General features: G+C 57.8%; 21 protein-coding genes. 12 read left to right on the top strand and 9 right to left on the bottom strand.

Going from position 1 to position 25,051, the window contains the following annotated elements; all coding sequences use genetic code 11:
- Positions 1–7: 7 nt before the first annotated feature.
- The 3 genes from VIJ98_RS09040 to VIJ98_RS09030 form a co-directional block, all read right to left on the bottom strand.
- Positions 8–562 (bottom strand): isochorismatase family protein, encoded by a 555-nt coding sequence (locus VIJ98_RS09040; protein ID WP_154152342.1) that lies wholly within the window; start codon positions 560–562, stop codon positions 8–10.
- 17 nt (positions 563–579) lie between these two features.
- Positions 580–1,005, bottom strand: coding sequence for a MarR family transcriptional regulator (locus tag VIJ98_RS09035; RefSeq protein WP_323273497.1), 426 nt, complete (start codon positions 1,003–1,005; stop codon positions 580–582).
- Between the two features lie 120 nt (positions 1,006–1,125).
- Positions 1,126–1,671, bottom strand: coding sequence for a helix-turn-helix domain-containing protein (locus tag VIJ98_RS09030; RefSeq protein ID WP_323273495.1), 546 nt, complete (start codon positions 1,669–1,671; stop codon positions 1,126–1,128).
- Between the two features lie 96 nt (positions 1,672–1,767).
- Here VIJ98_RS09030 and VIJ98_RS09025 point away from each other — a divergent pair, with 96 nt between their 5' ends.
- From VIJ98_RS09025 to VIJ98_RS09010, 4 genes are all read left to right on the top strand, one after another.
- Positions 1,768–2,946 (top strand): benzoate/H(+) symporter BenE family transporter, encoded by a 1,179-nt coding sequence (locus VIJ98_RS09025; protein ID WP_323273493.1) that lies wholly within the window; start codon positions 1,768–1,770, stop codon positions 2,944–2,946.
- 152 nt (positions 2,947–3,098) lie between these two features.
- Entirely contained in the window at positions 3,099–4,439 is a 1,341-nt protein-coding gene (locus VIJ98_RS09020) for an SrfA family protein (RefSeq protein ID WP_323273492.1), read from the top strand.
- Positions 4,440–4,441: 2 nt separating this feature from the next.
- Positions 4,442–7,414: a virulence factor SrfB gene (locus VIJ98_RS09015; protein ID WP_061720134.1), complete on the top strand. Its 2,973-nt coding sequence runs from the start codon at positions 4,442–4,444 to the stop codon at positions 7,412–7,414.
- Positions 7,411–9,783 carry a virulence factor SrfC family protein gene (locus VIJ98_RS09010; protein WP_323273490.1) on the top strand — a complete coding sequence of 791 codons (2,373 nt, stop codon included), beginning with the start codon at positions 7,411–7,413 and terminating at the stop codon, positions 9,781–9,783. Before VIJ98_RS09015 ends, VIJ98_RS09010 begins: the two co-directional genes overlap by 4 nt.
- Position 9,784: 1 nt before the next feature.
- On the opposite strand, the gene VIJ98_RS09005 is transcribed toward VIJ98_RS09010, so the two are convergent.
- The 3 genes from VIJ98_RS09005 to VIJ98_RS08995 all read right to left on the bottom strand — a co-directional run bounded on the left by VIJ98_RS09005 (position 9,785) and on the right by VIJ98_RS08995 (position 10,928).
- A complete protein-coding gene (locus VIJ98_RS09005; RefSeq protein ID WP_110866072.1) occupies positions 9,785–10,057 on the bottom strand; it encodes a barstar family protein in 273 nt (90 codons plus the stop codon).
- A 2-nt stretch (positions 10,058–10,059) separates the two neighbouring features.
- Positions 10,060–10,494, bottom strand: a complete 435-nt coding sequence (locus tag VIJ98_RS09000; protein ID WP_154152355.1) for a ribonuclease domain-containing protein — start codon at positions 10,492–10,494, stop codon at positions 10,060–10,062.
- Between the two features lie 86 nt (positions 10,495–10,580).
- Entirely contained in the window at positions 10,581–10,928 is a 348-nt protein-coding gene (locus VIJ98_RS08995; RefSeq protein ID WP_008110158.1) for a helix-turn-helix domain-containing protein, read from the bottom strand.
- A gap of 293 nt (positions 10,929–11,221) precedes the next feature.
- Between VIJ98_RS08995 and VIJ98_RS08990 the strand changes: the two genes are divergently transcribed.
- Positions 11,222–12,376 carry an efflux RND transporter periplasmic adaptor subunit gene (locus VIJ98_RS08990; protein ID WP_008110157.1) on the top strand — a complete coding sequence of 385 codons (1,155 nt, stop codon included), beginning with the start codon at positions 11,222–11,224 and terminating at the stop codon, positions 12,374–12,376.
- Between the two features lie 18 nt (positions 12,377–12,394).
- Positions 12,395–15,547 carry a multidrug efflux RND transporter permease subunit OqxB gene (gene oqxB / locus VIJ98_RS08985; RefSeq protein WP_061720138.1) on the top strand — a complete coding sequence of 1,051 codons (3,153 nt, stop codon included), beginning with the start codon at positions 12,395–12,397 and terminating at the stop codon, positions 15,545–15,547.
- A 216-nt stretch (positions 15,548–15,763) separates the two neighbouring features.
- On the opposite strand, the gene VIJ98_RS08980 is transcribed toward oqxB, so the two are convergent.
- Both VIJ98_RS08980 and VIJ98_RS08975 read right to left on the bottom strand, forming a co-directional pair.
- Positions 15,764–16,249 carry an Rrf2 family transcriptional regulator gene (locus VIJ98_RS08980; RefSeq protein ID WP_008110154.1) on the bottom strand — a complete coding sequence of 162 codons (486 nt, stop codon included), beginning with the start codon at positions 16,247–16,249 and terminating at the stop codon, positions 15,764–15,766.
- 158 nt (positions 16,250–16,407) lie between these two features.
- Entirely contained in the window at positions 16,408–17,607 is a 1,200-nt protein-coding gene (locus VIJ98_RS08975; protein ID WP_407330296.1) for an MFS transporter, read from the bottom strand.
- A 157-nt stretch (positions 17,608–17,764) separates the two neighbouring features.
- Here VIJ98_RS08975 and tus point away from each other — a divergent pair, with 157 nt between their 5' ends.
- The 4 genes from tus (at position 17,765) to VIJ98_RS08955 (ending at position 20,591) form a co-directional block, all read left to right on the top strand.
- Positions 17,765–18,694 (top strand): DNA replication terminus site-binding protein, encoded by a 930-nt coding sequence (tus, locus tag VIJ98_RS08970; protein WP_323273485.1) that lies wholly within the window; start codon positions 17,765–17,767, stop codon positions 18,692–18,694.
- A 94-nt stretch (positions 18,695–18,788) separates the two neighbouring features.
- Positions 18,789–19,352: a fasciclin domain-containing protein gene (locus VIJ98_RS08965; protein ID WP_008110148.1), complete on the top strand. Its 564-nt coding sequence runs from the start codon at positions 18,789–18,791 to the stop codon at positions 19,350–19,352.
- A gap of 43 nt (positions 19,353–19,395) precedes the next feature.
- Positions 19,396–19,950: a sigma-70 family RNA polymerase sigma factor gene (locus tag VIJ98_RS08960; protein ID WP_323273482.1), complete on the top strand. Its 555-nt coding sequence runs from the start codon at positions 19,396–19,398 to the stop codon at positions 19,948–19,950.
- Positions 19,947–20,591, top strand: coding sequence for an anti-sigma factor domain-containing protein (locus VIJ98_RS08955; RefSeq protein ID WP_323273481.1), 645 nt, complete (start codon positions 19,947–19,949; stop codon positions 20,589–20,591). The genes VIJ98_RS08960 and VIJ98_RS08955 overlap by 4 nt, the downstream gene beginning before the upstream one ends.
- A 44-nt stretch (positions 20,592–20,635) precedes the next feature.
- Here VIJ98_RS08955 and fumC read toward each other — a convergent pair whose 3' ends face one another.
- A complete protein-coding gene (gene fumC, locus VIJ98_RS08950) occupies positions 20,636–22,033 on the bottom strand; it encodes a class II fumarate hydratase (RefSeq protein ID WP_154152367.1) in 1,398 nt (465 codons plus the stop codon).
- Between the two features lie 197 nt (positions 22,034–22,230).
- Here fumC and manA point away from each other — a divergent pair, with 197 nt between their 5' ends.
- Positions 22,231–23,406 carry a mannose-6-phosphate isomerase gene (manA, locus tag VIJ98_RS08945; protein WP_323273478.1) on the top strand — a complete coding sequence of 392 codons (1,176 nt, stop codon included), beginning with the start codon at positions 22,231–22,233 and terminating at the stop codon, positions 23,404–23,406.
- A 132-nt stretch (positions 23,407–23,538) separates the two neighbouring features.
- Positions 23,539–25,038 (top strand): YdgA family protein, encoded by a 1,500-nt coding sequence (locus VIJ98_RS08940; protein WP_154152373.1) that lies wholly within the window; start codon positions 23,539–23,541, stop codon positions 25,036–25,038.
- Positions 25,039–25,051 lie beyond the last annotated feature (13 nt).

Here is a 25,051-nt window from a genome sequence, read left to right as displayed (position 1 = left end):
ATGAACCTTACTTCAACAACGCCAGCACATCATCGGTTGTGCCGGTTTCACCCAGGCGCGGGAAGATGCGCTCGACGCTGTTTTTGTGCGTTTCGGCATTCAGGCAGGTCATAGCATCGGTTGCCAACGTGACGTTGTAACCCAATTCATACGCCTGGCGCGCCGTGGATTCCACACCGATGCTGGTGGCGATACCGCAAACAACCACTTGCGTGATGCCGCGCTGCTGCAGCTGTTCATGTAGATCGGTGTTGTGGAATGCGCCCCAGGTTTTTTTGGTGATAGCAATATCACCGCGCTGCTGCGCCAGATCCGGCACCAGCGTGGCCCAATCGGCAGGTAGATCGCCACCATGCTTCGGCTGCTCATTACGGCCAGGTGCGCCGCCCGCAACGTTCACCAGCACCACCGGGCGCTTTTGCCCACGGAAAGCATCAGCCAGACGCGCTGAGCGCTCAATCACTTCATGCGCCTCTAACGGTGCGACAGGCAGCGCAACGATGCCGTTCTGCAGGTCAATTACAATCAGCGCAGTGTTGTCGTCAAGGGTAGTTAAAGCCATGTTGAGTCCTCTCAGGATTATTGGTCGGCAAGTCGTTGCAGTAAGGGAATCGCGGCCAGCAGCGTGTGTTGTTCCTGCGCATTCAACTGCGTCGCGATGCTGTTCAGCAGCCAGTCATCACGTTGTGCGCGGTTGGCGGCGATCAGTTTCAGGCAAGCATCGGTAGGTTGATAGCGGGTTTTGCGGCCATCCTGCGGATCGGCGGTGCCCTGCACCATACCCAGCGTTTGCAAGCTGGCCACGGTGGCGCCCATCGACTGCGTGCGCACACCTTCCAGCGTAGCCAATTCCGTCACCGTCATAGCACCCTCGCGCACCAGATAACCGAGGACCAATACCTGCGGCCAGGTGAGATCGCCCGGCGGCGCCGATTCACGCAGACGACGCGCCAGTTTGCCATTGATGCTGCGCAGTAACGCCGCCGCGCTGTTGAGGTCGCTCATGGCACCTTCTCCTTACTGATGAGCCGCGAGTATATAAATACGAAGGCAAACTGTGTAGTTTACCTTCGTATCAATTTGTAATTGTGCCGGGTTATGAGGTGGTAGCCATGAATGGCGATCCTACGGGCGTTGCAGATAATGGATCAAACTGTGGAAACGCAGCGGCGTGCTAAGAGGATTGCGATAGCTGTGCGGCGTATCGGCGGCGAATTGGCTGGCTTCGCCCGCGAGCAAACGCCGCCATGTGCCTTCCACGCCCAACAGCAGTTCGCCCTCCAGCACCACCACTTGCTCAATCACCCCGCTTTCATGCGCCGATGAATCGCTCTGCGCGCCACCCGCTAGCGTCACTTCCAGTAGATCAAAACGCAGTTTGGCATCGTACGGCAGCAGCGGCTTAACCTGCATCTGTGCATTAGGCTGGCTGAAGGTCGCCACGCTGCCCGGCGGTTGATCGCTGCCCTGCACAAAGAAGGAAAACGGCACGTTAAAGCCGGTGGCGATTTTCCACAGCGTCGCCACCGTGGGGCTCGATTCGCCGCGCTCGATCTGGCCTAGCATCGCTTTGCTCACGCCGGTGCGATCCGATGCCAGCGTCAGGCTCCAGCCGTTGGCCTGACGCAGCTGCTTCAGCGCCAGACTCAAATGTTGATGCAAATTTTCCATGTGTTCTCCCGAAAAGCTCGCGCGCAGTGTAACACTTGTGCGCTATAACGCTCCATGCCACTATGTGCGCTATAACGCACAACCGGATGTGACCTGATGACAACCGCCACCACGCGCAGTGCTTTCTCTTTCCCAATGCTGATTTCTGGATTTATCGCCGTGCTGGTGGGCTACAGCAGCACGGCGGCGCTGATTTTTCAGGCGGCGCAGGCGGCGGGCGCTTCGCCGGAGCAGATTGGCGGCTGGCTGTCGATGCTCGGTGTCGGCATGGGTTTGGCCTCGTTCGGTTTATCGCTGTGGACGCGCATGCCAATCCTCGCCGCATGGTCAACGCCTGGCGCGGCGCTGCTCGCCACCAGCGTGCAGGGTTTGACGCTGAATGAAGTGGTTGGCGTATTTGTCGCGACTAACCTGCTGATTGTGTTGTGCGGCGTCACCGGCCTGTTTGCTCGTCTGATGAATCACATTCCGCAGTCGCTGGCGGCGGCGATGTTGGCCGGGATTCTGCTGAAGTTTGGCATCGGCACCTTTATCGGTTTGCAGAGCAATTTCGCGCTGTGCGGCAGCATGTGTCTGGTGTGGCTGTTGAGTCGTCGCTGGCTGCCGCGCTACGCGATTATTCTGGCGTTGATCGCCGGCGTGCTAGTGGCGCTGGGCCAGCAATCGATCCACTTTCCGCCGCATGCGCTGGCGATCAGTCGTCCCGAATTCATCATGCCGCAATTTAATCTGGCAGCGCTGATTGGCGTGGGGTTGCCCTATTTTCTCGTCACCATGGCGTCGCAAAACGCGCCGGGCATCGCCACCTTGCAGGCGCACGGTTACCAGCCGCCGGTTTCGGCGCTGACCGGCTGGACCGGATTTATCGCCTTAGTGCTGTCGCCGTTTGGTGGATTTTCGGTGTGTATCGCCGCCATTACCGCTGCCATCTGCATGGGCGACGATGTCGATCCGAATCCGGCGCGCCGCTGGATGGCCTCCGCATTGGCGGGCGTGTTCTACATGCTGACCGGTTTTACCGGCGGATTGATCGCCATCATGCTGAGCGCCTTGCCGCCGGTATTGATCGCCACGCTGGCCGGTTTGGCGCTGCTGGCTACGCTCTCCGGCAGTTTGCAGCGCGCCTTAGCGGAGCCGGATCAGCGCGATAGCGCTATCGTGGCGTTCCTGATCACCGCCAGCGGCATTTCGCTGTTGGGCATCGGCTCCGCCTTTTGGGGCTTGCTCGGCGGCATGCTGACCTATTTGATTCTTTCCCCACAACGCCGCGCTTAAAATTTCAGCAATCTTCTCCGCACCCGGGAAAAACGCCCTGTTTTTCCCCCTTTATCAGCCGTTTGATTTCGCAGCATTTGGCTTAAGATCACTATCATCGCCAAAAACACACACTGTTCTGCCTCAGACAACCACCGATAAGGGCCCAACGAGTGGCAAAAACTTTTCTGCGCAGCGGCAATCTGGACACGGTACTGGCACTGGGTGAAAACGGCCAGCCGGTCTGGACGTCCGCGCTGCAAATCCGTGAAACCCTGCGCCTGCGCCGCCAAACCACGCTGGCCAATTGCCTCGCGATTCCGCAGGTCAACGAGCGCGGTGACCGCCTCGATTGGTACGCCCCGTTTAATGGCAAAGTAAAATCCTGGCTGGGTGCCAGCGATCACGAGCGCCGTCAGGCGCTGGAACTGCTGACGCTGAACCAGCAGGATTTACAGGCGCTTAGCCTGCGCGCGCGCGACGCGGAGAATCCGGCGATGCGCTTGTTTGGTGCGTTGCTGAGCAAGACGTTGCAGTTCCCGGATCAGCAGTACGTTTATCTGGTGGATGGCAAACCGGTGATCACCTTTTGGGGCTTTGTCGATCCGCAGGCGCGTTCGCGTGATGACGCGCTGGCTTGCCTGCGTGATTCGCTGGAAGATGAACTGCCGCCGCTATTGCCGGAACCGCCAGCGCCCGCTCCGCTGGTGGTGACACCAGTGATTGCGCCGCTGATCGACGTGCCGCCTGCTGCTGCCGAACCGCTGATCGAGCCGGAACCTGAAGTCGAAGAACCAGAAGCCGAAGTCATTCCTGAGCCCGCGCCTGAACCGGCGCCTGTTGTTCCACCACGTCGCGCCTTTGCCGTGCGACCGCTGATGCTGCTGTTGCCGGTTGCGGCGGTGGTCGCTGCGGGCGTCGCCTTCTGGCTGCACAGCGCGCCGCAACCGGCTGCGATTAGCGTTGCCGATATGCCTGTGCCGGTGAGTAAGCCGCCAGCCGTGATAGTGAAAGCGGAAAAACTCGCCGCCACGCTGCCACAAACCGCTGCCACCGTCATTGCCGCCCCAGCGCCGGTTGCTGCGCCTGTCGCACCGCCTGAGGTGGTCGCTGAACACACCGAACCGGCCAAAGCCGATGATTTGGTGATGACCACCGAAGATGCGCGCGTTGGCTCAGTGAAATTTATCAATGGCACCTGGCGCGTGACGTTGCGTCAAACCAATCTGCCGACCGGCAAACCGCCGAGCCTGCGCTATCAAATTCGTAACGGCAAAGGCACCGCCACCATTACCCAGGGCGACAACATCCGCTGCAAAGCCGATGTCACCGCCGCGATGACCAGCGCCGGCAGCATGGAAGTGCGCAGCCGCTATACTGCGACCTGCAGCGATAAATCGCGTTACCGCATGCCGGAACTGGTGTGTAAAGCCGGTGATGGCATCGCCAGCTGTACTGCGCAATACGGCGCAGATCAGGTCTTCCCGTTGACGATTAAGCGTGAGAGTAAGTAAACATGTTGGCTCCCCTCATCGATGACAAACAGAAAATCACGCTGATTGAAGATAGCGGTGTGCAGTTTCTTGATTTCGGTTTGCGTTTGCCTGCGTTGCAGGCCCGCCGCCAGTTCGTGCGTCAAACCGCCAACGGCCCGCTGCTGCGCCTTAACGTCGACGGCAACAGCGGCAAGTTCCTGCTCTATCCGGAAGATGGCGGCGCGGCAGAAGTGGTGCGTCCGGAAACGGATATCGCGCTGGCCGATTCGCTGAAGCTGCTGGCTCATCAATGGCTGCCGCTGCCGGTGCTGCGCTGCACCAGCGGACGTCGTTTTATTGGCGGCCCGGATAACTGGGCGCGTCTGCATCTGGCGCCGCTCGCCCAACCTGATGCGGCAGGCAACACTCATCGCATTACCCTCGCCTTCGATACGCGCATTGTTTCAGAACAAGATGGCGGTGAGCAGCACGGTTTAAGCAAAGCCGATGCGCAGAACGGCGTCAGTTTCGCCCTCGCCTGGCACAACTACGAGCTGGGCGAATTTCTTGATCACACCTGGGTCGATGGCTGGCTGCGTGAAACCTTTAGCCAGCAGGTGCATGCGCTGGAGTCGCGTCGCGAGCAGGAGCTGAACCAGGCGCTGCGTGAGTTCGAATATCAGGCGCACTATCTCAACCTGCTGGAACTGCTGGGCGAACAGCTCGATCTGGCGGAAATCTATATTCAGGCGACGTCGCTGCAAACGCCGGCGGTTAACGTCGATATCATTCTCGACGTCGGCAACTCGCATACCTGCGGCATTCTGGTGGAAGATCACGCCGAAGAGAGCAGCGGCCTGCGTCAAACCTACGAGCTGCAGCTGCGCGATCTCTCTGAGCCGCATCAGGTGTACAACGAACTGTTCGACAGCCGTCTGGAGTTTGCGGAAACCCGTTTCGGCAAGGCCAACTTCTCACTGGAGAGCGGCCGTGAAAACGCCTTTATGTGGCCGTCGCTGACGCGCGTGGGCCGTGAAGCCAGCCGTCTGGCGCTGCTGCGTGCTGGCACCGAAGGCAGCACCGGCTTGTCCAGTCCGCGCCGCTATTTATGGGATGAAGCGCGCTATCAGCCAGGCTGGCGCTTCAACGCCAACGGCAGCAGCGATGAGCCGCAGGCGACTGCGCTGCCATTCACTTTACTGATCAATGACGAAGGCCAGCCGCTGCACGCGCTGGCGGAAGACGATCGTCTGCCAGTGTTCTCCGCCAGCTACAGCCGCAGTTCGCTGATGACCTTTATGCTGTGCGAACTGCTGGCGCAGGCGATGATGCAGATGAACAGCGTGGCGCAGCGCCAGCGCATGCCGCAAAGCCAGGCACCGCGCCAGCTGCGTCATGTGATTCTGACGCTGCCGTCGGCGATGCCGAAGCCGGAGCGTGAGATTTTCCGTCGCCGCATGCAGGAAGCCATCGCGCTGGTATGGAAAGCCGAAGGCTGGCATCCAGCCGAAGAAGAGTTCACCGCCGCCAGCCAGGCAAACAGCCTGCGTCCGGTGCCGGATGTGCAGATGGAGTGGGACGAAGCCACCTGCGGTCAAATGGTGTGGCTGTTCAACGAAACTCAGGTCAACTTTGCTGGTCGCGCAGAAGATTTCTTCAGCAGTATGGCGCGCCCGGATCGCCCGCGTGAAGTCGATGAGCTGCCGGGTAAAAGCCTGCGTATCGCCTCAATTGATATCGGCGGCGGCACCACAGATTTAGCCATCACCCAATATCGCCTTGATGATGGCCAAGGCAACAACGTCAAAATCACCCCGCGCTTACTGTTCCGCGAAGGCTTCAAAGTCGCTGGTGACGATATTCTGCTGGATGTGATTCAGCTGTGGATTCTGCCGGCGTTGCAGCAGAGCTTGCAGAAAGCCGGATTGCAACTGGCCGAACCGCTAATGAACAAGCTGTTTGGTCACGACAGCCGCATGGACGGTCAAGCCACGCTGCGTCAGCAAGTGACGCTGCAGCTGTTTATTCCGCTGGCGCAGGCGGTGCTGGAGCAGTATGAAAACTGGGATCCGCTCGACAGCCACAGCGAAATCAATGCGCTGTTCGGCGAGCTGGTGCCACAAAAACCGGCCAGCAGCGTGCTGGCGTTTGTGAACGGTGAAATTCAGCGCACGCTCGGCGGCGATAGCCGTTTCGATCTGCTCGAGGTGCCACTGGTGGTCAGCATGGCGCAGCTGCACGGCGAGTTCCTGCAACACCGCATGGCGATTATTCCGGCGCTGCGCGCGATGTGCGAAGTGGTGTCTTTGTACCAGTGCGATGTGCTGCTGCTTACCGGTCGTCCGTCACGCTTCCCCGGCATTCAGGCGCTGGTGCGCCATCTGCAACCCTTGCCGGGCAGCCGCATTTTGTCGCTGGAAGGCTATCACACCAGCGACTGGTATCCGTTCAACAAGCAAGGCCGTATTGATAACCCGAAATCCACCGCCGCGGTGGGCGCGATGCTGTGCCTGCTGGCGCTCGATCTGCGCCTCAGCAGCTTCTGGTTCCGCGCCGGTGATTTCGAACCTTACTCCACCATTCGCTATCTCGGCGTGCTGGATGAGACCTCAGCGCTTAGCGACGATAATCTGTGCTACAGCGAGATCGACCTCGACAGCAGCAGTTTCGCGCTGGATCGCAAAAGCAGCTTCCGCATTCGCGGCAACGTTTGCCTTGGTTTCCGCCAGCTGGAAAACGATCGCTGGCCGGCATCGCCGCTGTATAGCCTGAGCATTGTCGACCCGACGCTGGCGCGTCAGGTTGCCGGTGAAAGCGTACTGCGCATCAAACTGGCGGTGCAGCCGGGCCCGGATAATCTCGGCCCTGAACGCTTAGTGTTAAGCGATGCACGCATGGATGACGGCACGCGCGTGCCGCTGGAGCAGCTGAGTCTGAAACTGAATACGCTTTCCGCCACCGGCAACGCGAATGCGCAATATTGGATCGACAGCGGGAGCGTCTGCAAACGATGAGAACTGCCAAAAAAGCCTCGCCGGTTACGCCCGCGAAACGTCTGAGCCTGATGCAGGAAACGCTGGATGGCGCGCTGAACTGGGTGGAAACCCATCAGGCGCACGCGCCGCGTCTGGCGCTGGAGGCCGAAACCCTGACGCTGCAGCTGCGCCGCGCGCGCGTGGAAAGCCATGCACTGGCGCGCCAGCTGGCGCGTCCGGTGACGCTGGCGCTGTTTGGTCAGTCGCAGGCGGGCAAAGCCTGGCTGCTGAGTGAGATGGTCGGCGATGCGCAGGGCCAACTTATTGCGCGTCTCGGCGATAAAACCCTGAACTATTTCCAGAACATCAATCCCGGCAATCTCGATTTCGCCATCGCCACCCGCTTCAGCCACCAGCGCGAAACCCAATCCAACGCCTGGCCGCTGGAGATGACGCTGCTGAGCGAAGTGGAACTGATTCGTTTGATGCTGGCCTGCGCCAAAACCGAGATTCAGCCGGACACCGCGCAGATCGATGCCGCTTTGCAGCGTTTGCAGCGCCATCGCCAGGATGAACCGCAGCCGGGCCTCGACAGCGATGCGCTGATCACGCTGTGGGCGTGGAGCCGTCGTCATCATCGTCATGCCGAGATTCTCGATCGCCACTTCTGGCCGCAGGCGATTGCGCTGGCGCCGTGGCTCAACGTCGACGATCGCGTGCAGCTGTTTGCCCTGCTGTGGCCGGGCCAAAACGCGCTGAACGAAAGCCTGCGTAGCCTGATGCACTTGCGTCACCAGCTGCGCCACGCGCCGCGCGTATTAGCGCCACTTAGCGTGCTGGTGGACGATGCTGCGTTGCCGGCAGAAAAACTGATTGGCAACGATGCCGACTGGCAGGAGATGATCGAAGTGTGTCCGATCGTCGCCAATCGTGTGGGGAAAGCGCAGCATGTGCCGCTGGGATTGCTGTCGCTGCTGACACTGGAGATTACCTTGCCGCTCAGCTCCACGCCGCGTCAGGCGCTGTACGATGATGCGGATATGCTCGAGCTGCCCGCGCCGGGCACGCCAGCCGATCGCGCCCAACAGGATGAACTGGCGCAGCTGCGCAAACGCGATCCGCTGCGCGCCACGCTGCTGGAACAGAAACGTGCGCTGCTACCGGGCCTGTACGCCGCGCGTCAGGGCATTGATTTGATGCTGATCTGTACCGCCGCCAGTCAGCGTCAGGATACCGATGTCGCCGCCAGCGCGCTGCGCGAGTGGCACATGCATCAAACCATCGCCGCCAGCGGTGAAAAGCCGCGTCTGATTTGGGCGATCACACCGCATGACGCGCGCTATCAGCAGCAGCAGATTAACGTTGATGAAGCAGTGCAACGGCAGATTGGTCAGCCGGGACAGAGTTGGGGATCGATGCTGGCGCTGGATCGCGCAGGCGTCGATCGTATGGGCAGCTGGTTGCAGGATGAGATGCAGCCGGAAGCGCGCCGCGATCGTCTGGCATTGCAGCTCGGCGCGCTGCAGCAGAAGCTGGTAGAACGTTTGCAGCCGTGGACCGAATCCAGCGCCACGCCAGAACAGGCGGCACGCAAGCAGGCGATCTCCGATACGTTGCTGAAATGTTTGCAACATCGCACCGGTTTGCACGGTGAACTGCTGGAGCGTTTGCAGCCGTCGCGTGAAGCGGTGCGTCAGCTGTGGCTGAGCCAGAGCAGCAGCACTGCTATTCAACATAGCGCCAAAACCGCAGCCGCTGAGCAGAGCTATTTTGGCATCGGCTTCGAGTTCGATCTGTTTAAAGACGAGCCGGTGGCCGCCGCTGAGCCGCGCAGCTCGGGCGGTCAGCGCGATCAGCAATTTCCGCAGCAGGTGTTTGCGCTGTGGCTTGAGCATTTGCGTCAGCTGCCGGAGAGTCGCAGCCTGCTGGCGCTGCTCAACGTCGATAAACCTACGCTGGAGATGCTGGTGGAAGAGTTGATTACCGCCAGCTTCCGTCTCAAAGTGCTGAGCAAACTGCAGAGCGCGCTGAATGAGCCGGATGCGCAGGCCAGCGCCCACGAAGCGCGTACCGATCGTCAGGTTTCACGCGCCATGACAGTGCTGGGTGATTTTGTCGCGTGGCTGGGCTTTTTACAGCGCCCGGAGAGCGAGCGTCCTGAAAGCCGCGTCAATCGCGGTCAGACGATTTTTGCTCGTCCGCCTGCGCCAAGCGTCAGCTTCTCGCCGGGTCAGCGCTTAACACGTCTGTCGGCCGCACCCGCCAATCATACCGCTTACTACATCTATGACTGGCTGGTGGGGTTGAATTCGGTGATCGTTGAGAACAACGGCTATACCGGCGGCGGCGATTTGCCCGCCAATGCCCGCCAGATGCTGGCGATTTTGCTGTTACCGCTGCACGCGTAATTTACTCGCCACGCACCAGGCGCAGCTCGCCTTCTAACTGCTGCTGCGCCTCCTCCAGTAACGCCAGCACCGGCGCGAATTCGGCACTCTCGCTGGCGTCATCGGCATGCGCTAAATAGAAGGTCGCCGGCAGCGCCATGCCGCCGGTCAGCCAATCCCACAGCGCATCCAAATTGTTACCGAAATCCACTGGGCAGGCACTTTGCTGCACCAGCGCGCGGTAAAACGCCTGGCGATCCGACAAGTTTTCAAAGTCAAAATGGAGCGTCAACATGGTTAAGGCACCTGTTTGAAGCTGCGATAGTGATCGGTGGTGAGGAAAATCAGTCCATCGGAAGAGTAAAGCAGACGATCGGCATCGCGGTGGCCGCAATCGTAATTCACGTCCGCTTCATACCACTGCCTGCCCGCCTGCATCGGCAACCTTCTTTCGCGGTTGCTAAAACGATCGCCACCAATCGCGCGGCCCGGCAAGACCTCGCACAAGTTGCCCTTGCTGGGATTCCAGCCCTGACGACGCGCTTCGTTTTTGGTGAGATAGAGATCGGGTAATTTGTGATGCTGCTGCAGCCAACGCGCCACGGTGTTGGCATCGGTGAGCTGTGAAATATCGGGATGGCTGGCTGACCATTTATCGGACAAACGCGGTTTCAGCCCGAGCCACAGCGCGGCGAGGACCAGAATTAAGGCAATCCAGAGTTTTTTTGACATGGTGGCATCCTGAAAAACAGGACGACGATAATAACAGATTTAAGGCAGGGAAAAACGCGGGCCAGCTAAGCTGGCCCTGGCGGGGTTTACTGCATCGCGCTGGCGGATGGCGCGGCGTGACGACGCCATGCTCCCGGCGCTACGCCATACTGGCGTTTGAAGCTGCGGTTAAACGACTGCTGCGAGTCGAAACCGAGTGAAATCGCCACGTTAAGAATCGGTTCATTGCTGGTGGTCAAGCGATCCGCTGACTTCTTCAGCTTCTTCTCACGAATGTATTCGCCCAGTGGCAAACCCGTGTGCTCTTTGAACATACGTTGCAGGTGCCATTTCGAATAACCGGCGCGCCCCGCTACGGTATCCAGATCCAGACGCGTTTCAATATTGTTGTCAATCCAGTCGATCAAATCGTGAATAAATGCGGTGGTCATCATCTCGTTTTCTCCGGTCGCCGTTGCGAACAGTATCAGTATCAGTTGCAATTACACTTTAAGGTTGAACGACTATGCCAGTTAATGCAAGTTTTATTATTGCATTAAATGCCGCACTGCGCGTAGGGGCTTTGATCCTTCTGCAACGTAATGATCAAAACAGCACATAAAGTGTATCAGATATTCTTGCAGATGCAGTTTGAGCAAGCCTACACTCGTGGCGTTTTAATGCAATCATAAAAGTTGCAGATTTTTCGTACGTCTCCTTTCATTTTCACCAATGCGGAATAACAACAATGCATCTGCAAACATATAGGGTTCAATGGGCGGTAAGCCTGTCAGGAGTGATGTTGCTGGGAAGCCTGCTGGCCGGTTGCGATCGCGGGGTGGCGCAAAACGCCCCGCCGCCGCCGCCCGAAGTAAGTGTCGCGCAGGTGGTAGAGCAGAAAGTCAGCCAATGGGATAGCTTCAATGGCCGTTTCGAAGCGGTGCAGAGCGTGCAGCTGCGGCCGCGCGTTTCCGGCTATATCGATCAGGTCAATTATCGCGAAGGCGACGAGGTGAAAAAAGGTCAGGTGCTGTTCACCATTGACGATCGCACCTACCGCGCCACGCTCGAGCAGGCGCAGGCCGAACTCGCCAACGCGCGCAGCCAGGCCACGCTGGCACGCAGTGAATCGGCGCGTACCGATAAACTGATCGGCACCAATGTGGTGTCACGCGAAGAGTGGGAACAGCGTCGATCGGCGGCTAATCAGGCGCAGGCCAGCGTGCTGTCGGCACAGGCGGCGGTGGATATGGCGCAGCTGAACCTCGATTTCACCCGCGTCACCGCGCCGATTGAAGGCCGCGCCAGCCGCGCGATGATCACCACCGGCAACTTAGTTACCGCCGGTGACAGCGCCAGCGTGCTGACCACGTTAGTGTCGCAGGATCGCATGTACGTCTATTTCGACGTCGATGAAGCTACCTATCTGCATTATCAGGCGATGGCGCGTAAAGGCGAAAATCGCGGATCGCTGCCGGTGGAAGTGGCGTTGACCGGCGAAGAGGGTTTTCCGCATCGCGGCACCGTGGATTTCCTCGATAACCAGCTGACCGCCAGCACCGGCACCATCCGCATGCGCGCCTCGCTGGATAATCAGCAGCGTCAGTTCACGCCGGGCCTGTTTGCGCGTGTGCGCTTGCCGGGCAGCGCCGACTTCACCGCGCTGTTAATCGACGATAAAGCCGTGCTCACCGATCAGGATCGTAAGTACGTTTACGTGGTCGATGCCCAGGGTAAAGCCCAGCGCCGCGATATTCAGGCCGGTGATTTAGCCGATGGCCTGCGCATTGTGCAGCAAGGCCTGAAACCCGGCGACAAGGTGATCGTTAACGGCTTGCAGAAAGTCTTTATGCCTGGCATGCCGGTGACCGCCCAACCGGTGGCGATGCGCTCCGCTCAATAACCTTCGAGACTGCCTTTTATGGATTTCTCCCGCTTTTTTATCGACCGGCCGATCTTCGCCGCGGTGCTGTCGATTTTGATCTTTACCACCGGACTGATCGCCATTCCGCTGCTGCCGATCAGTGAATATCCCAACGTGGTGCCACCCAGCGTGCAGGTGCGCGCGGAATATCCCGGCGCCAACCCCAAAGTGATTGCAGATTCCGTGGCGACGCCGCTGGAAGAAGCCATCAACGGGGTAGAAAACATGATGTACATGAAATCCGTGGCCGGTTCTGATGGCGTGCTGGTCACCACCGTGACCTTCCGTCCAGGCACCGATCCGGATCAGGCGCAGGTTCAGGTACAGAACCGCGTGGCGCAGGCCGAAGCGCGTCTGCCGGAAGAGGTGCGCCAACTCGGCCTCACCACGCAGAAGATGTCACCAACGCTGACGCTGGTGGTGCACATGTTCTCGCCGCACGGCAAGTACGATTCGCTCTATCTGCGTAACTACGCCACCTTGAAGGTGAAAGATGAACTGGCGCGCCTGCCGGGCGTGGGTCAGATTCAGATCTTCGGGGCCGGTGAATACGCCATGCGCGTGTGGCTCGATCCCAATAAGGTGGCGGCGCGTGGTTTGACCGCATCCGATGTGGTCAGCGCAATGCAGGAGCAGAACGTGCAGGTTTCTGCCGGTCAGCTTGGCGCAGAGCCGCTGAAGAAACAGAGCGATTTCCTGCTGTCGATCAATACCCAAGGTCGTCTGGAGAGCGAAGAGCAGTTCGGCAATATCATCCTGAAAACCGCCGACGACGGCACACTGGTGCGCCTCCGTGACGTGGCACGCATCGAGATGGGTTCCGGCAGCTACGCGTTGCGTTCGCAGCTGAACAACAAAGATGCGGTGGGTATTGGTATCTTCCAGGCGCCGGGCGCCAATGCTATCGACCTGTCGAATGCGGTTCGCGACAAAATGGCTGAACTGGCAACCCGCTTCCCGGACGATGTGCAGTGGGCCGCGCCGTACGATCCAACGGTGTTCGTGCGTGATTCGATCCGTGCCGTAGTGCAAACGCTGTTCGAAGCGATTGTGCTGGTGGTGCTGGTGGTGATTCTGTTCCTGCAAACCTGGCGCGCGTCGATCATCCCGCTGCTGGCGGTGCCAGTTTCGGTGGTGGGTACCTTCAGCATCCTCTACCTGCTCGGCTTCTCGCTCAATACCTTGAGTTTGTTTGGGCTGGTGTTAGCGATCGGTATCGTGGTGGATGACGCCATCGTGGTGGTGGAGAACGTCGAACGCAATATCGAGCAAGGTTTATCTCCGACGGCGGCGGCGCATCAGGCGATGCGTGAAGTGTCCGGACCGATTATCGCCATCGCGCTGGTGCTGTGTGCGGTGTTTGTGCCGATGGCCTTCCTGTCGGGCGTGACCGGTCAGTTCTATAAGCAGTTTGCGGTGACAATTGCCATTTCAACGGTGATCTCAGCCATCAACTCGCTGACGCTGTCACCGGCGCTGGCGGCGCTGCTGCTGAAGCCGCATGATGCCGCGAAGGATATGCCGACGCGCATTATCGATCGCCTGCTCGGCTGGCTGTTCCGTCCGTTTAACCGCTTCTTCCAGCGCAGTTCGGATGGCTATGAATCGCTGGTGGGTAAAACCTTGCGTCGTCGTGGCGCGGTGTTCGGCGTATACGTGCTGCTGCTGGCTGGTGCGGGCTTTATGTTCCATACCGTACCGGGCGGCTTTATTCCGACCCAGGATAAGCTCTATCTGATTGGCGGCGTGAAGATGCCGGAAGGTTCGTCGCTGGCACGTACCGATGAAGTGATTCGCAAGATGAGCGAAATCGGCATGAACACTGAAGGCGTGGCCTATTCGGTCGCCTTTCCCGGTCTGAATGCGTTGCAGTTCACCAACACGCCGAATACCGGCACGGTTTTCTTTGGCCTGAAACCGTTCAATGAGCGTAAGCGCAGCGCGGCGGAGATCAATGCCGAGATCAACGCCAAAATCTCGAAAATCCAGCAAGGCTTTGGCTTCTCAATTATGCCGCCGCCGATTTTGGGTCTGGGACAAGGTTCGGGTTATTCGCTGTATGTGCAGGATCGCGCGGGCCTCGGTTACGGTGCGCTGCAAACCGCCATCAACACCATGACGGGTGCGGTGCTACAAACGCCGGGCATGATGTTCCCGATTTCATCCTACCAGGCCAACGTGCCGCAGTTGGATGTGCAGGTGGATCGTGATAAAGCCAAAGCGCAAGGCGTGTCGCTGACCGAACTGTTCAGCACGCTGCAAACCTATCTGGGATCGTCGTACGTTAACGATTTCAATAAGTTTGGTCGTACCTGGCGCGTAATGGCGCAGGCGGACGGCGATTTCCGCGATAGCGTGCAGGATATCGGTAATCTGCGTACCCGAAACGATCGCGGCGAAATGGTGCCGATTGGCAGCATGGTCAATATCACTACCACTTACGGCCCGGATCCGGTGATTCGCTATAACGGCTATCCGGCAGCGGACCTGATTGGTGATGCCGACCCACGCGTGCTCTCTTCGGCGCAGGCGATGCAGAAGCTGGAAGAGATGTCGACGCAGGTGCTGCCGAACGGCATGAACATTGAATGGACTGACCTGAGTTATCAGCAATCAACGCAGGGCAATACCGCGCTGATTGTCTTCCCGGTCGCGGTGTTACTGGCGTTCCTGGTGCTGGCGGCGCTGTATGAAAGCTGGACGTTGCCGCTGGCGGTGATCCTGATTGTGCCGGTGACCATGCTCTCTGCGCTGGTCGGCGTGTGGCTGACCGGTGGCGATAACAACGTGTTTGTGCAGGTTGGGCTGGTGGTGCTGATGGGGCTGGCGTGTAAGAACGCGATTCTTATCGTTGAGTTTGCGCGTGAGCTGGAGATGCAGGGCAAGAGCATTGTCGATGCGGCGCTGGAAGCCTGTCGTCTGCGTTTGCGTCCAATCGTCATGACCTCGATTGCCTTTATCGCCGGTACCATTCCGCTGATTCTTGGCGAAGGTGCAGGCGCGGAAGTGCGCGGCGTTACCGGAATTACCGTGTTCTCCGGCATGCTGGGCGTGACGCTGTTTGGTCTGTTCCTGACACCAGTGTTCTATGTGACGCTGCGTAAGCTGGTGACGCGCAAGCAGCCGCAGGGTGAAGTGCAGACGGTGTAAAGGTTTTAGGTGAAATGAACAATCCGGGCCAAAGTGCCCGGATTTTTTATAAATGTGCAGCCTACAGAAACCTTGTCAAACAACCGTAGGGTCGCCATTTATGGTGACCGATTAAGCTTAAAATGAATGCAGTACGCCAATGTGCCCAGAATTGTATGGCTGAAGCATGAGGCAATAAAAAGGTCGCCATGAATGGCGACCCTACGGGGTGTGGTTTTAGCGGCCTTTCTTACACAGGTCGGCGAGTTCGAGATCGGGCAGCTCCTCGCAGTTGCTGGTGTCGTTATGCTTCAGTTCGGCTAGCGCGTCCGCGACGGTGCGGGTTTCCAGCACTTTCAGCGACGCTTCTTCAGCCTCTTCAGCAATCGATTTGAAATACCAACACAGGTTGGCACTGACCAGACAACGCGGTGCCACATCAGGGCGCGATGCCCAGAGTTTTTTATCTTCAATCACAGAAGTATAAATGTCGCGCAGCGTGATCTCAGCGGCCGGGCGACCCAAATGAATCGAGCCGGTGCGGCCAAGCGTTGAGACGATGATGCCGTCACGCGTGAGCGGAACCATAAGTTTCCGAATGAAACTGGGGTTCGCTTCAAGACCATACGCCAATATGGCACTGGTCGAGCGTTTACCCAGTTGCTCCGCCATCGCTACGCTCAAAACCATCTGCAAAGCTGTCGGGAAGCGGTAATCAAGCATTTCAATATCCTGAGTTGCGGTTATCTTGTTGTTTTTATGCCGCGACAGTGAGTAATCAATGAGCAATAAATATAACAAACACTGTTGCTTTTTAGAAGTCAACGTCCGTGATCCAGGCACGTATTCCCCATTTAATCGGGCAGAAGCGCACAGGCTGCTTAGTTTATCACTCCCCTTTCCGACTGTCGGCTGGCCTGCGGCAACTTCTGCTGCAAAAGCACTACCAACAGCACGTTAATCAACGCCAGAACGCATAACAACCACAGCGTGGCGCTGGCTCCGAGGTGCTGAAACACATAGCCGCCAACCAGCGGCGTCAATGCCTGACCGATCAAGGCGGGACGCGCCATGCGCCCTACCACAATCGCGTAAGCCTCTGGTTTGACCATCACCAGCGGTAAAGTTCCCCGCACAATGGCGCGCAAACCATTTCCGGCACCGTACAGCACCATGCTGAGCACCGCTAATTGCGGATAACACGCCAGCAGCAGCAAGCCGAGCGCCACTAATCCCACCGAGAAAAAGGTGGTCCAGATTGGATGACCGCGCTTAAAGGCGATATCCACGATACGTGATCCCACCTGGCACGGGCCGAGAATCGCGCTGATGGCCAGCGCCGACGCTAGCGTGTGGCCGCTGGCCTGCAGCAAGGTGATCAGCTGCACCGAAATGGCCGTCATGATCACCGATGCGAGAGTGAAAATGCTGCACAGCAGCCAAAACAGCGTTGGCGCCAGTTCGTCGCCCTGCGCGGTTGGTTTTGCTCTGGCGGCGGCGATTTTCCCTTCCGGCGCGGGCAGCGCGTATAGATAGGCGGGCAATACTGAAACACATAACAATCCTGCGATAGCAAAACAGGCGCCACGCCAATCCAGCCAGTGAATCAGCAGCGCGGTGCCCGGCCACACCAAGGTGGTACAGAAGCCGGAGATCAGCGTGATGCCGGTAATCGCACCGCGCGCCTGGCCGCCGTAAAGCGTGCCGAGCGTGGCAAACAGCGCATCGTACAGGCCCATCGCCATACCAATGCCGATAATCAGCCAGGCAAACAGAAACAGCGGCAGGTTATGACTCAATCCCATAATCACCAGACCGAGCGCCATCACCGCCCCGCTCGCCGCCAGCAATGCGCGGCCATACGTGTGGGAAATCAATCGCCCGCTCAACGGTGCCAGCAAACCGGAAATCAGCATGCCGAGCGATAGCGCGCCATACACCCATTGTTGCGACCAGCCGGTTTCCGCCACGATGGGATTGGCCATTACCGCCATAAGATAGAAGGATCCGCCCCATGACAGGATTTGCACTAATCCAAGCGTAACGATGGCGGCGGCAGGTGGCTTTGGCTGAGGCTTCACAACAATTATCCATTAGCAGGCAAAGTATTGTTATAACACGTTCATCCCGCTGGAAAAATCCCGCCGTTGGCTGCTTAACAAAAACCTTGCGCGGCGCTGGCAGACCAGCGTCTAAGTTAGTACACTGAAAAGTATGTTGTAACTATGGAGGCCATTAATGGCTCGTTATGATTTGGTTGCCGATCTGCACGACTGCGTCAACGCGCTGGAAGCGGGTTTAGACGCGTTGCGTCAACAGATTGAGCAGCAACCGCTGCTGATTGCGCGCGTGTTTAGCCTGCCGGAGATTGAGAAAGGCCGCGAGCATGATGAAATTGAACGCATCGCGGTGACGCAGCATCTTGGCAAAACGGCGCGCGATATGGCGCTGGCGCACTATTGCCGCCTGTTTATGCAGCATCAATCGGAAAAGCTCAGCACCAAAGCCGCCGTGCGTTTGCCGGGCGCGATTTGCATTGAAGCCGACGGCGATGTGCATGAACAGATTACGCAGCAGGTTGCGGAGATAAATACCCTGAAGCAGCGGCTGGAACAGCTGATTACCGTGGAGTCGGGCTTGCCGAGCGAAGCGCGCTTTGAGTTTGTCCATCAGCATCTGCGCGGGTTAATTACGCTTAACGCTTATCGCAGCGTGACGCTGCTTAACTCACCGGACAGTTTGCGCTTCGGCTGGGCGAATAAAAATATCATCAAAAACGTTACGCGTGATGAGGTGGTTGAACAGCTGGAGCGCAGCCTGAAGGCCAATCGCGCTCAGGCGCCGTGGACGCGTGAGCAGTGGGCGGAAAAAGTGCAGCTGGAGCTGGAAGCGATCCTCGCGTTACCGGCGGGTGCGAAACTGAAAATCAAACGTCCGGTTAAGGTGCAGCCGATTGCCCGCGTGTGGCGCGCCAGCGAAAAGAAACAGGTGCAGCTTGCCTGCCCTTCTCCGCTGCTGGTGCTGTGCCGCGATCGCACCCAGGTACCGATTCTGGGTGAGCTGCTGAATTACGATGCCGATAACGTGGCTTATCGCCACAAACCGCTGGCCGAGCCGCTGCATCTGATCATTCCGCGCCTGCATTTATGGAGCGATCGGCAGGTTTAAAAATAAATTTCAAAATCACTGCATCCAATTCATCACCTGCCCTCGTATATCAGAGTGTGAGCAACTTCTTCGCTCCCTACTACGAGGATTTATGATGAAAAAGCTAATGGGCATTGCAGTCGTATCCAGCACTTTACTGTTCACCGCAGGTGCATTCGCCGCGATGGATAATGGCTCCGTAATGGTAGGCGGAGCCGCGATGTATCCGCAAAAGAACATCGTTGAAAACGCGCTGAACTCCAAAGATCACACCACGCTGGTTGCTGCTGTTAAAGCGGCGGGCTTGGTGGAAACCCTCGAAGGTAAAGGTCCGTTTACCGTCTTCGCGCCAACCAATGCGGCCTTCGCCAAGTTGCCAGCGGGCACCGTTGATAGCCTGGTAAAACCGGAGAACAAAGCGAAGTTGACCAGCATCCTGACTTATCATGTGGTGGCGGGCAAATACGACATGAAAGCGCTGGAGATGAAAATCAAGCAAGGTGGCGGTCATGCCGAGCTGAAAACTGTCAACGGCCAACCGTTGTGGATTATGAATAATGGCCCGCACAATATTCAGCTGAAAGATGGTCAAGGCAATGTGGCGAATATCAGCACTTATGACGTCAATCAGAAAAATGGTGTGATTGATGTGATTGATACCGTCTTAATGCCTAAGTAATTGCCTATACTCGGATTGGGCATTTTAGCCAACCGGGAAGATTATGGATAATAGGCTAACAGAACAGCTAGTGACGTTATTGCCGGCGATCGCACAGGGCGATCGCCGCGCGTTTGAACAACTCTATCGACTGACTTCGCCACATCTTTTCGCCCTCACCCTGCGCATGCTACGCCAGCAAGGCTGGGCGGAAGAGGTGCTGCACGATTGCTATCTCACTATCTGGAACCGCGCCAACGCCTACGATCCCGCCCTTAGCGCGCCGATGACATGGATGACGCACATTGTGCGCAATCGCTGCATTGACGTGCTACGCAGCGGACAAGCGCGCATGATGCTAAATACAGAAGAGTTTGACGATCTGCTGCAAATAACAGCGGAAGACGAACAGAATACCTGGCACGATCCGGCGCAAGCCGATCGCCTGCGACACTGCATTGGCCACCTGAGCAGCGAACAGCAGCAAAGCATCACGCTCGCCTATTATCAGGGGATGTCCCACAGTGATATTGCCGCCTGGCTGCAACAGCCGGTTGGCTCGGTAAAAAGCTGGATTCGCCGCGCGCTGGAGCATCTGCGGGAGTGTGTGGGCCTATGAACGATAACGTACAACGTGATGATGCCTTAGCGGCCGAGTATGCGCTGGGCACTTTAAGCGAGCTGGCGCGTTTGCGCTTTGAGCGCCGGCTGCGCAACGAGCCCGAGCTTGCGGCTAACGTCGCACGCTGGCAAACCATGCTGGCGGGCCTTGATAATCAGCTTGCGCCGGTCACGCCGCCGGAAAAGGTGTGGAAGAAGATTACGTTGAGCTTGCCCGAGCAACGCGCGATTCAAGCCAAACGTCATTATGCCGGCTGGCTGGCGGCCGCCAGTATCGCGGCGATCGCCCTGCTCGCCTCACTGTTCCTGCAGCAGCCGACGTTAACGCCGTTGACGGTACTGAACGATGCTCAGCATCAACAGCAATGGGTGGTCAGCGCGGACAGCAAGCTGGCGCAGTTGAGCCTAACGCCGTTACATCCGGTGGCCATCGCCGATAACAACAGTTTGCAGCTGTGGCTGATTCCGCCGGGCAAAGCGCCGATTTCGCTGGGTTTACTGGATAACCAGAAGGCAACCGATGTTGCGTTGAATAGCACGATTTCCCCCTCAGGCGTGATCGCTATCAGCCTTGAACCGCGCGGCGGCTCGCCAACTGGGCAGCCAACCGGTCCGGTGTTGTATAGCGGTCAGCTGTAAACGAAAAAGGCCGTTCAAATGAACGGCCTTAGCTTGTTCAGCAACTATTGCTTCATGCTGCCAACCATCTCTTCCGGACGTACCCACTCATCGAACTGCTCTTCGGTCAGATACCCAAGCTTCAGCGCCGAGCCTTTCAGCGTCAAGCCCTCTTTATGGGCTTTCTTGGCGATTTCCGCCGCTTTGTCGTAACCGATGTGGGTATTCAGCGCGGTGACCAGCATCAGCGATTCGTTCAGCAACTGATCAATGCGCTCGCGCACCGGTTCAATGCCAATCGCGCAGTGGTGATTGAAGCTGTCCATACCGTCGGCCAGCAGACGCACCGATTGCAGGAAGTTGTGGATCACCATCGGACGGAATACGTTGAGCTCAAAGTTGCCGGACGCGCCGCCAATGTTCACCGCCACGTCGTTGCCCATCACCTGGCAACACAGCATGGTCAGCGCTTCGCACTGCGTCGGGTTCACTTTGCCCGGCATAATTGAGCTGCCAGGTTCGTTTTCCGGGATTGCCAGTTCGCCGATGCCGCAACGCGGTCCAGAAGCCAGCCAGCGTACATCGTTGGCAATTTTCATCAACGAAGCCGCCAGACCTTTCAGCGCACCGTGCGCGTGGACCAGCGCATCGCAGGTCGCCAGCGCTTCAAACTTATTCGGCGCGGTAACAAACGGCTGTTTGGTCAAATCGGCCAGCGCTTTCGCCACGCGTACCGCGTATTCCGGATGGGTATTCAGGCCGGTACCAACCGCCGTGCCGCCCAGCGCCAGCTCCGCCACGTGCGGAATACTGTTTTCGATGTGCTTAAGATTGTGCTCGAGCATCGCCACCCAGCCGGAGATCTCCTGGCCGAGCGTCAGCGGGGTCGCATCCTGCAAGTGGGTACGACCAATCTTGACGATATCTTTGAAAGCGTCGGACTTCTCACTCAGCGTCTTTTTCAACACGTGAATCTGCGGAATCAGCTGCTCCCGCACGGCGATGACCGCGGCCACGTGCATGGCGGTGGGGAACACATCGTTGGAGCTTTGGCTTTTATTCACGTCGTCATTGGGGTGCACCAGACGCGACATGCCACGCTCGCCGCCAAGAATTTCACTGGCGCGGTTGGCCAGCACTTCATTCATGTTCATGTTGGTCTGGGTGCCGGAGCCAGTCTGCCAGATCGCCAGCGGGAACTCGTCGCTGTGTTTATCTGCCAGCACTTCGTCGGCGGCTTTAAGAATCGCCTGAGCGCGATCGGCAGGAAGCAAGCCGAGATCCTGGTTCACCTGCGCCGCCGCACGTTTGGTCAGCGCCAGCGCATGCACCAATGCCACTGGCATTTTCTCGGTTGATATTTTGAAATGTTCCAGCGAACGCTGGGTTTGTGCGCCCCACAACTTATCTGCCGGTACTTCGATCGGTCCCATTGAGTCTTTTTCAATGCGATTGGCTGCCATGACTACGTCTCCTTAGCTCAGATTTTGAGGTTTCCGCTCTAAACGCCTTCCCGCGACGCCGTTGAGCGAGCAAGATTGTCACATACAAGAATTTAACATTATGCGAGCCTATCGCCTTTATTGCACTTGTTCGTGTATTTTCTATGGCACTTTCTGCTTTAATAAGCCTATTTACTTACGGTTATTAAGGGTAAACGATGCAAAAATTGAACAATTCGCTGCAAAATTACGCCTGGGGCAGCAAAACTGCGCTGACAGAACTCTACGGCATCGAAAATCCACAAGGTTTGCCGATGGCGGAACTGTGGATGGGCGCACACCCGAAAAGCCCTTCGACCGTTGAGGTCAACGGTGAAGCGCGTTCGCTGCGCGAAGTGATTAATGCCGACAAAATCGCCACGCTGGGTATAGCGGTGGCGGAACGTTTCGGCGAGCTGCCATTCCTGTTTAAAGTGCTGTGCGCCGATCAGCCGCTGTCGATTCAGGTACATCCGAGCAAAGCCGCTGCCGAAGAGGGTTTTGCGCGTGAAAATGCTGCTGGCATTCCACTCAGCGCCGCTGAACGTAACTATAAAGACGCCAATCACAAGCCCGAGCTGGTGTATGCGCTGACGCCATTCCAGGCGATGAACGGTTTCCGCGAGCTGCATGAAATTAATTCGCTGCTGGAACCGGTGGCCGGTGCGCATCCGCAAATAGCTCACTTCCTCGAGAATGCTGATGAAGCCAATCTGGCAAAACTGTTCGCCACGCTACTTTCGCTGCAGGACGAGGCCAAATCGCGCGCCATCGGCGTACTAAAATCGGCGCTCAATGCGCGTGAAGGCGAACCGTGGCAGACGATCAAATCCATCGCCACCGATTATCCGGATGACAGCGGGCTGTTTTCGCCGCTGCTGCTCAATGTCATCACCCTGCAGCCGGGCGAAGCGATGTTCCTGTTTGCCGAAACGCCGCACGCGTATCTGAAAGGCGTGGCGCTGGAAGTGATGGCGAACTCCGATAATGTGCTGCGCGCCGGTCTGACGCCGAAGTTTATCGATATCCCGGAACTGCTGGCTAACCTGAAATTCCAGGCAAAACCGGCCGCGACGCTGCTGACTCAGCCGCAGCGCGACGGCGAAACCCTGAACTTCCCGATTCCGGTAGAAGACTTTGCCTTTGCCATTCATGGGCTTTCCGCTGCGCCGCAATCGCTGGCACAAAACAGCGCGGCCCTGCTGTTCTGCATTGAAGGCCAGGCGGTGATTGAGAAGTCCGGTCAACAGCTGGTGCTGAAGCCAGGCGAATCCTGCTTTGTCGCCGCCAATGAGTCGCCAGTCAACGTGGCGGGCACCGGTCGTCTGGCGCGCGTATTTAATACGCTCAACTGAGTTCCGGCTGACGCTGCCAGCATTAACTGCTATTCTTTCAAACTATTAATTTAAAACGCCTGCGGGCGTTTTTCTTCACCCGTCGCGCACCGACCAGCGGCGTGCGGACGCAAGGATAAGGACGACACAGCGATGAAAAAGACCCAGGTTGCCGTAGGTGTAATTGTGGCGCTCGGCGTGATTTGGACTGGTGCTGCATGGTTTACCGGTAAACAACTGGAAAGCCACATGGATCAGATGTTGCAGAATGCCAATGCGCAGCTGAATGCTTACGCGCCGAACAGCCGACTGACGCTGAGCTATCAGGATTATCAGCGCGGCGTGTTCAGCAGCAAAACCAAGTTGGTGGTGCAGGCTAGCTCGCAAACCAATGACAATCCGCTGTTGAAGCCTGGTCAAAGCATCGTGCTGAACGAGACTATCGATCACGGTCCTTTCCCGTTCGCCCAGTTGAAGCGCGGCAGCCTGATCCCAAGCATGGCGTCGGTGCACACCGAGCTGGAAAACACCGATGCGGTGAAGAAACTGTTTGAACTGACCAACGGCAAATCGCTGGTTAATGCTGATACCCGCGTCGGTTACAGCGGTGCGACCAATACCGATCTCAACCTGCTGGCGGTGGATTACAATAATCCGCAGACCGGCGATCGTCTGGCCACCAACGGCGGCACGCTGAACATCAGCGCCGACAGCAAAGGCGACAAAGTCAGCCTCGACGGCGACTTCTCCAGCATCGCGGTCACCAGCAAAAATCAGGTGGAACAGCCAGTGCTGTTCACGCTCAATGGCCTGAAGCTGAGCGGCGATACCCATCTCAGCCCGGAAGGCGTGCGCGTTGGCGATCAGTCGATCTCTCTGGATAAACTCGATGCCAGCATCAACGGTCAGGAAGGTTTGTCACTGGAGAAGCTGAAAACCACCTCTTCCTTCGATAATAAAGAGGGCAAGATTGGCGGGCAGCTGGATGTCAACGTTGACAAGATTACCCTGCAGAAACAGCCATTTGGTGAAGCTAAGCTGGCGATGAAGTTTGCGCAGTTCGATGCGCAGGCGGTGAAAGCCTTCTCGGATACTTACAACGCGCAGATGCAGGATCTGCTAAATCAGCCGGGCGTGGCGGAAGATCCGATTCGCTATCAGGCCAGCGTGCAAACCATCCTGCGCAATAACCTGCCAACGCTGTTGAAAGGCTCGCCAACGCTGAGCATCGCGCCGCTGAGCTGGAAAAATGACAAAGGTGAAAGCACCTTTAATCTGAACGTCGGCTTTAACGATCCGGCCACCGTGACCGGCGAAGCGCAGAGTTTGGGTGCCGCAGTGGATCGCGTGCTGAAAAACCTCGACGGCAAGCTGGCGATCAATATGCCGATGGCGACAGAAACCATGCGTCATGTCGGTCTGGCGGAAGGTTATCAGGGTGATGATGCGCAGAAGCTGGCGGATCAGCAGGTGAAAGGTTTAGCGGCGATGGGCCAGATGTTCCGCCTGACGCAGCAGCAGGATGACAACATCGTCACCAGCCTGCAATACGGCAACGGTCAGGTCACCATGAATGGCGATAAGATGACGCTGGAGCAGTTCCTGTCACGTTATATGCTGGGCGCACCGACCAGCGAAGGCATGCCAGAGTAAATCGAGGGGCGGC

The sequence above is a fragment of the Pantoea sp. S18 genome (assembly GCF_045689705.1).
In the GTDB taxonomy this organism is placed as follows: domain Bacteria; phylum Pseudomonadota; class Gammaproteobacteria; order Enterobacterales; family Enterobacteriaceae; genus Pantoea; species Pantoea symbiotica.
The sequence above is the reverse complement of the archived record's forward strand: the minus strand, read 5'-3'. Positions and strand labels throughout refer to the sequence as shown.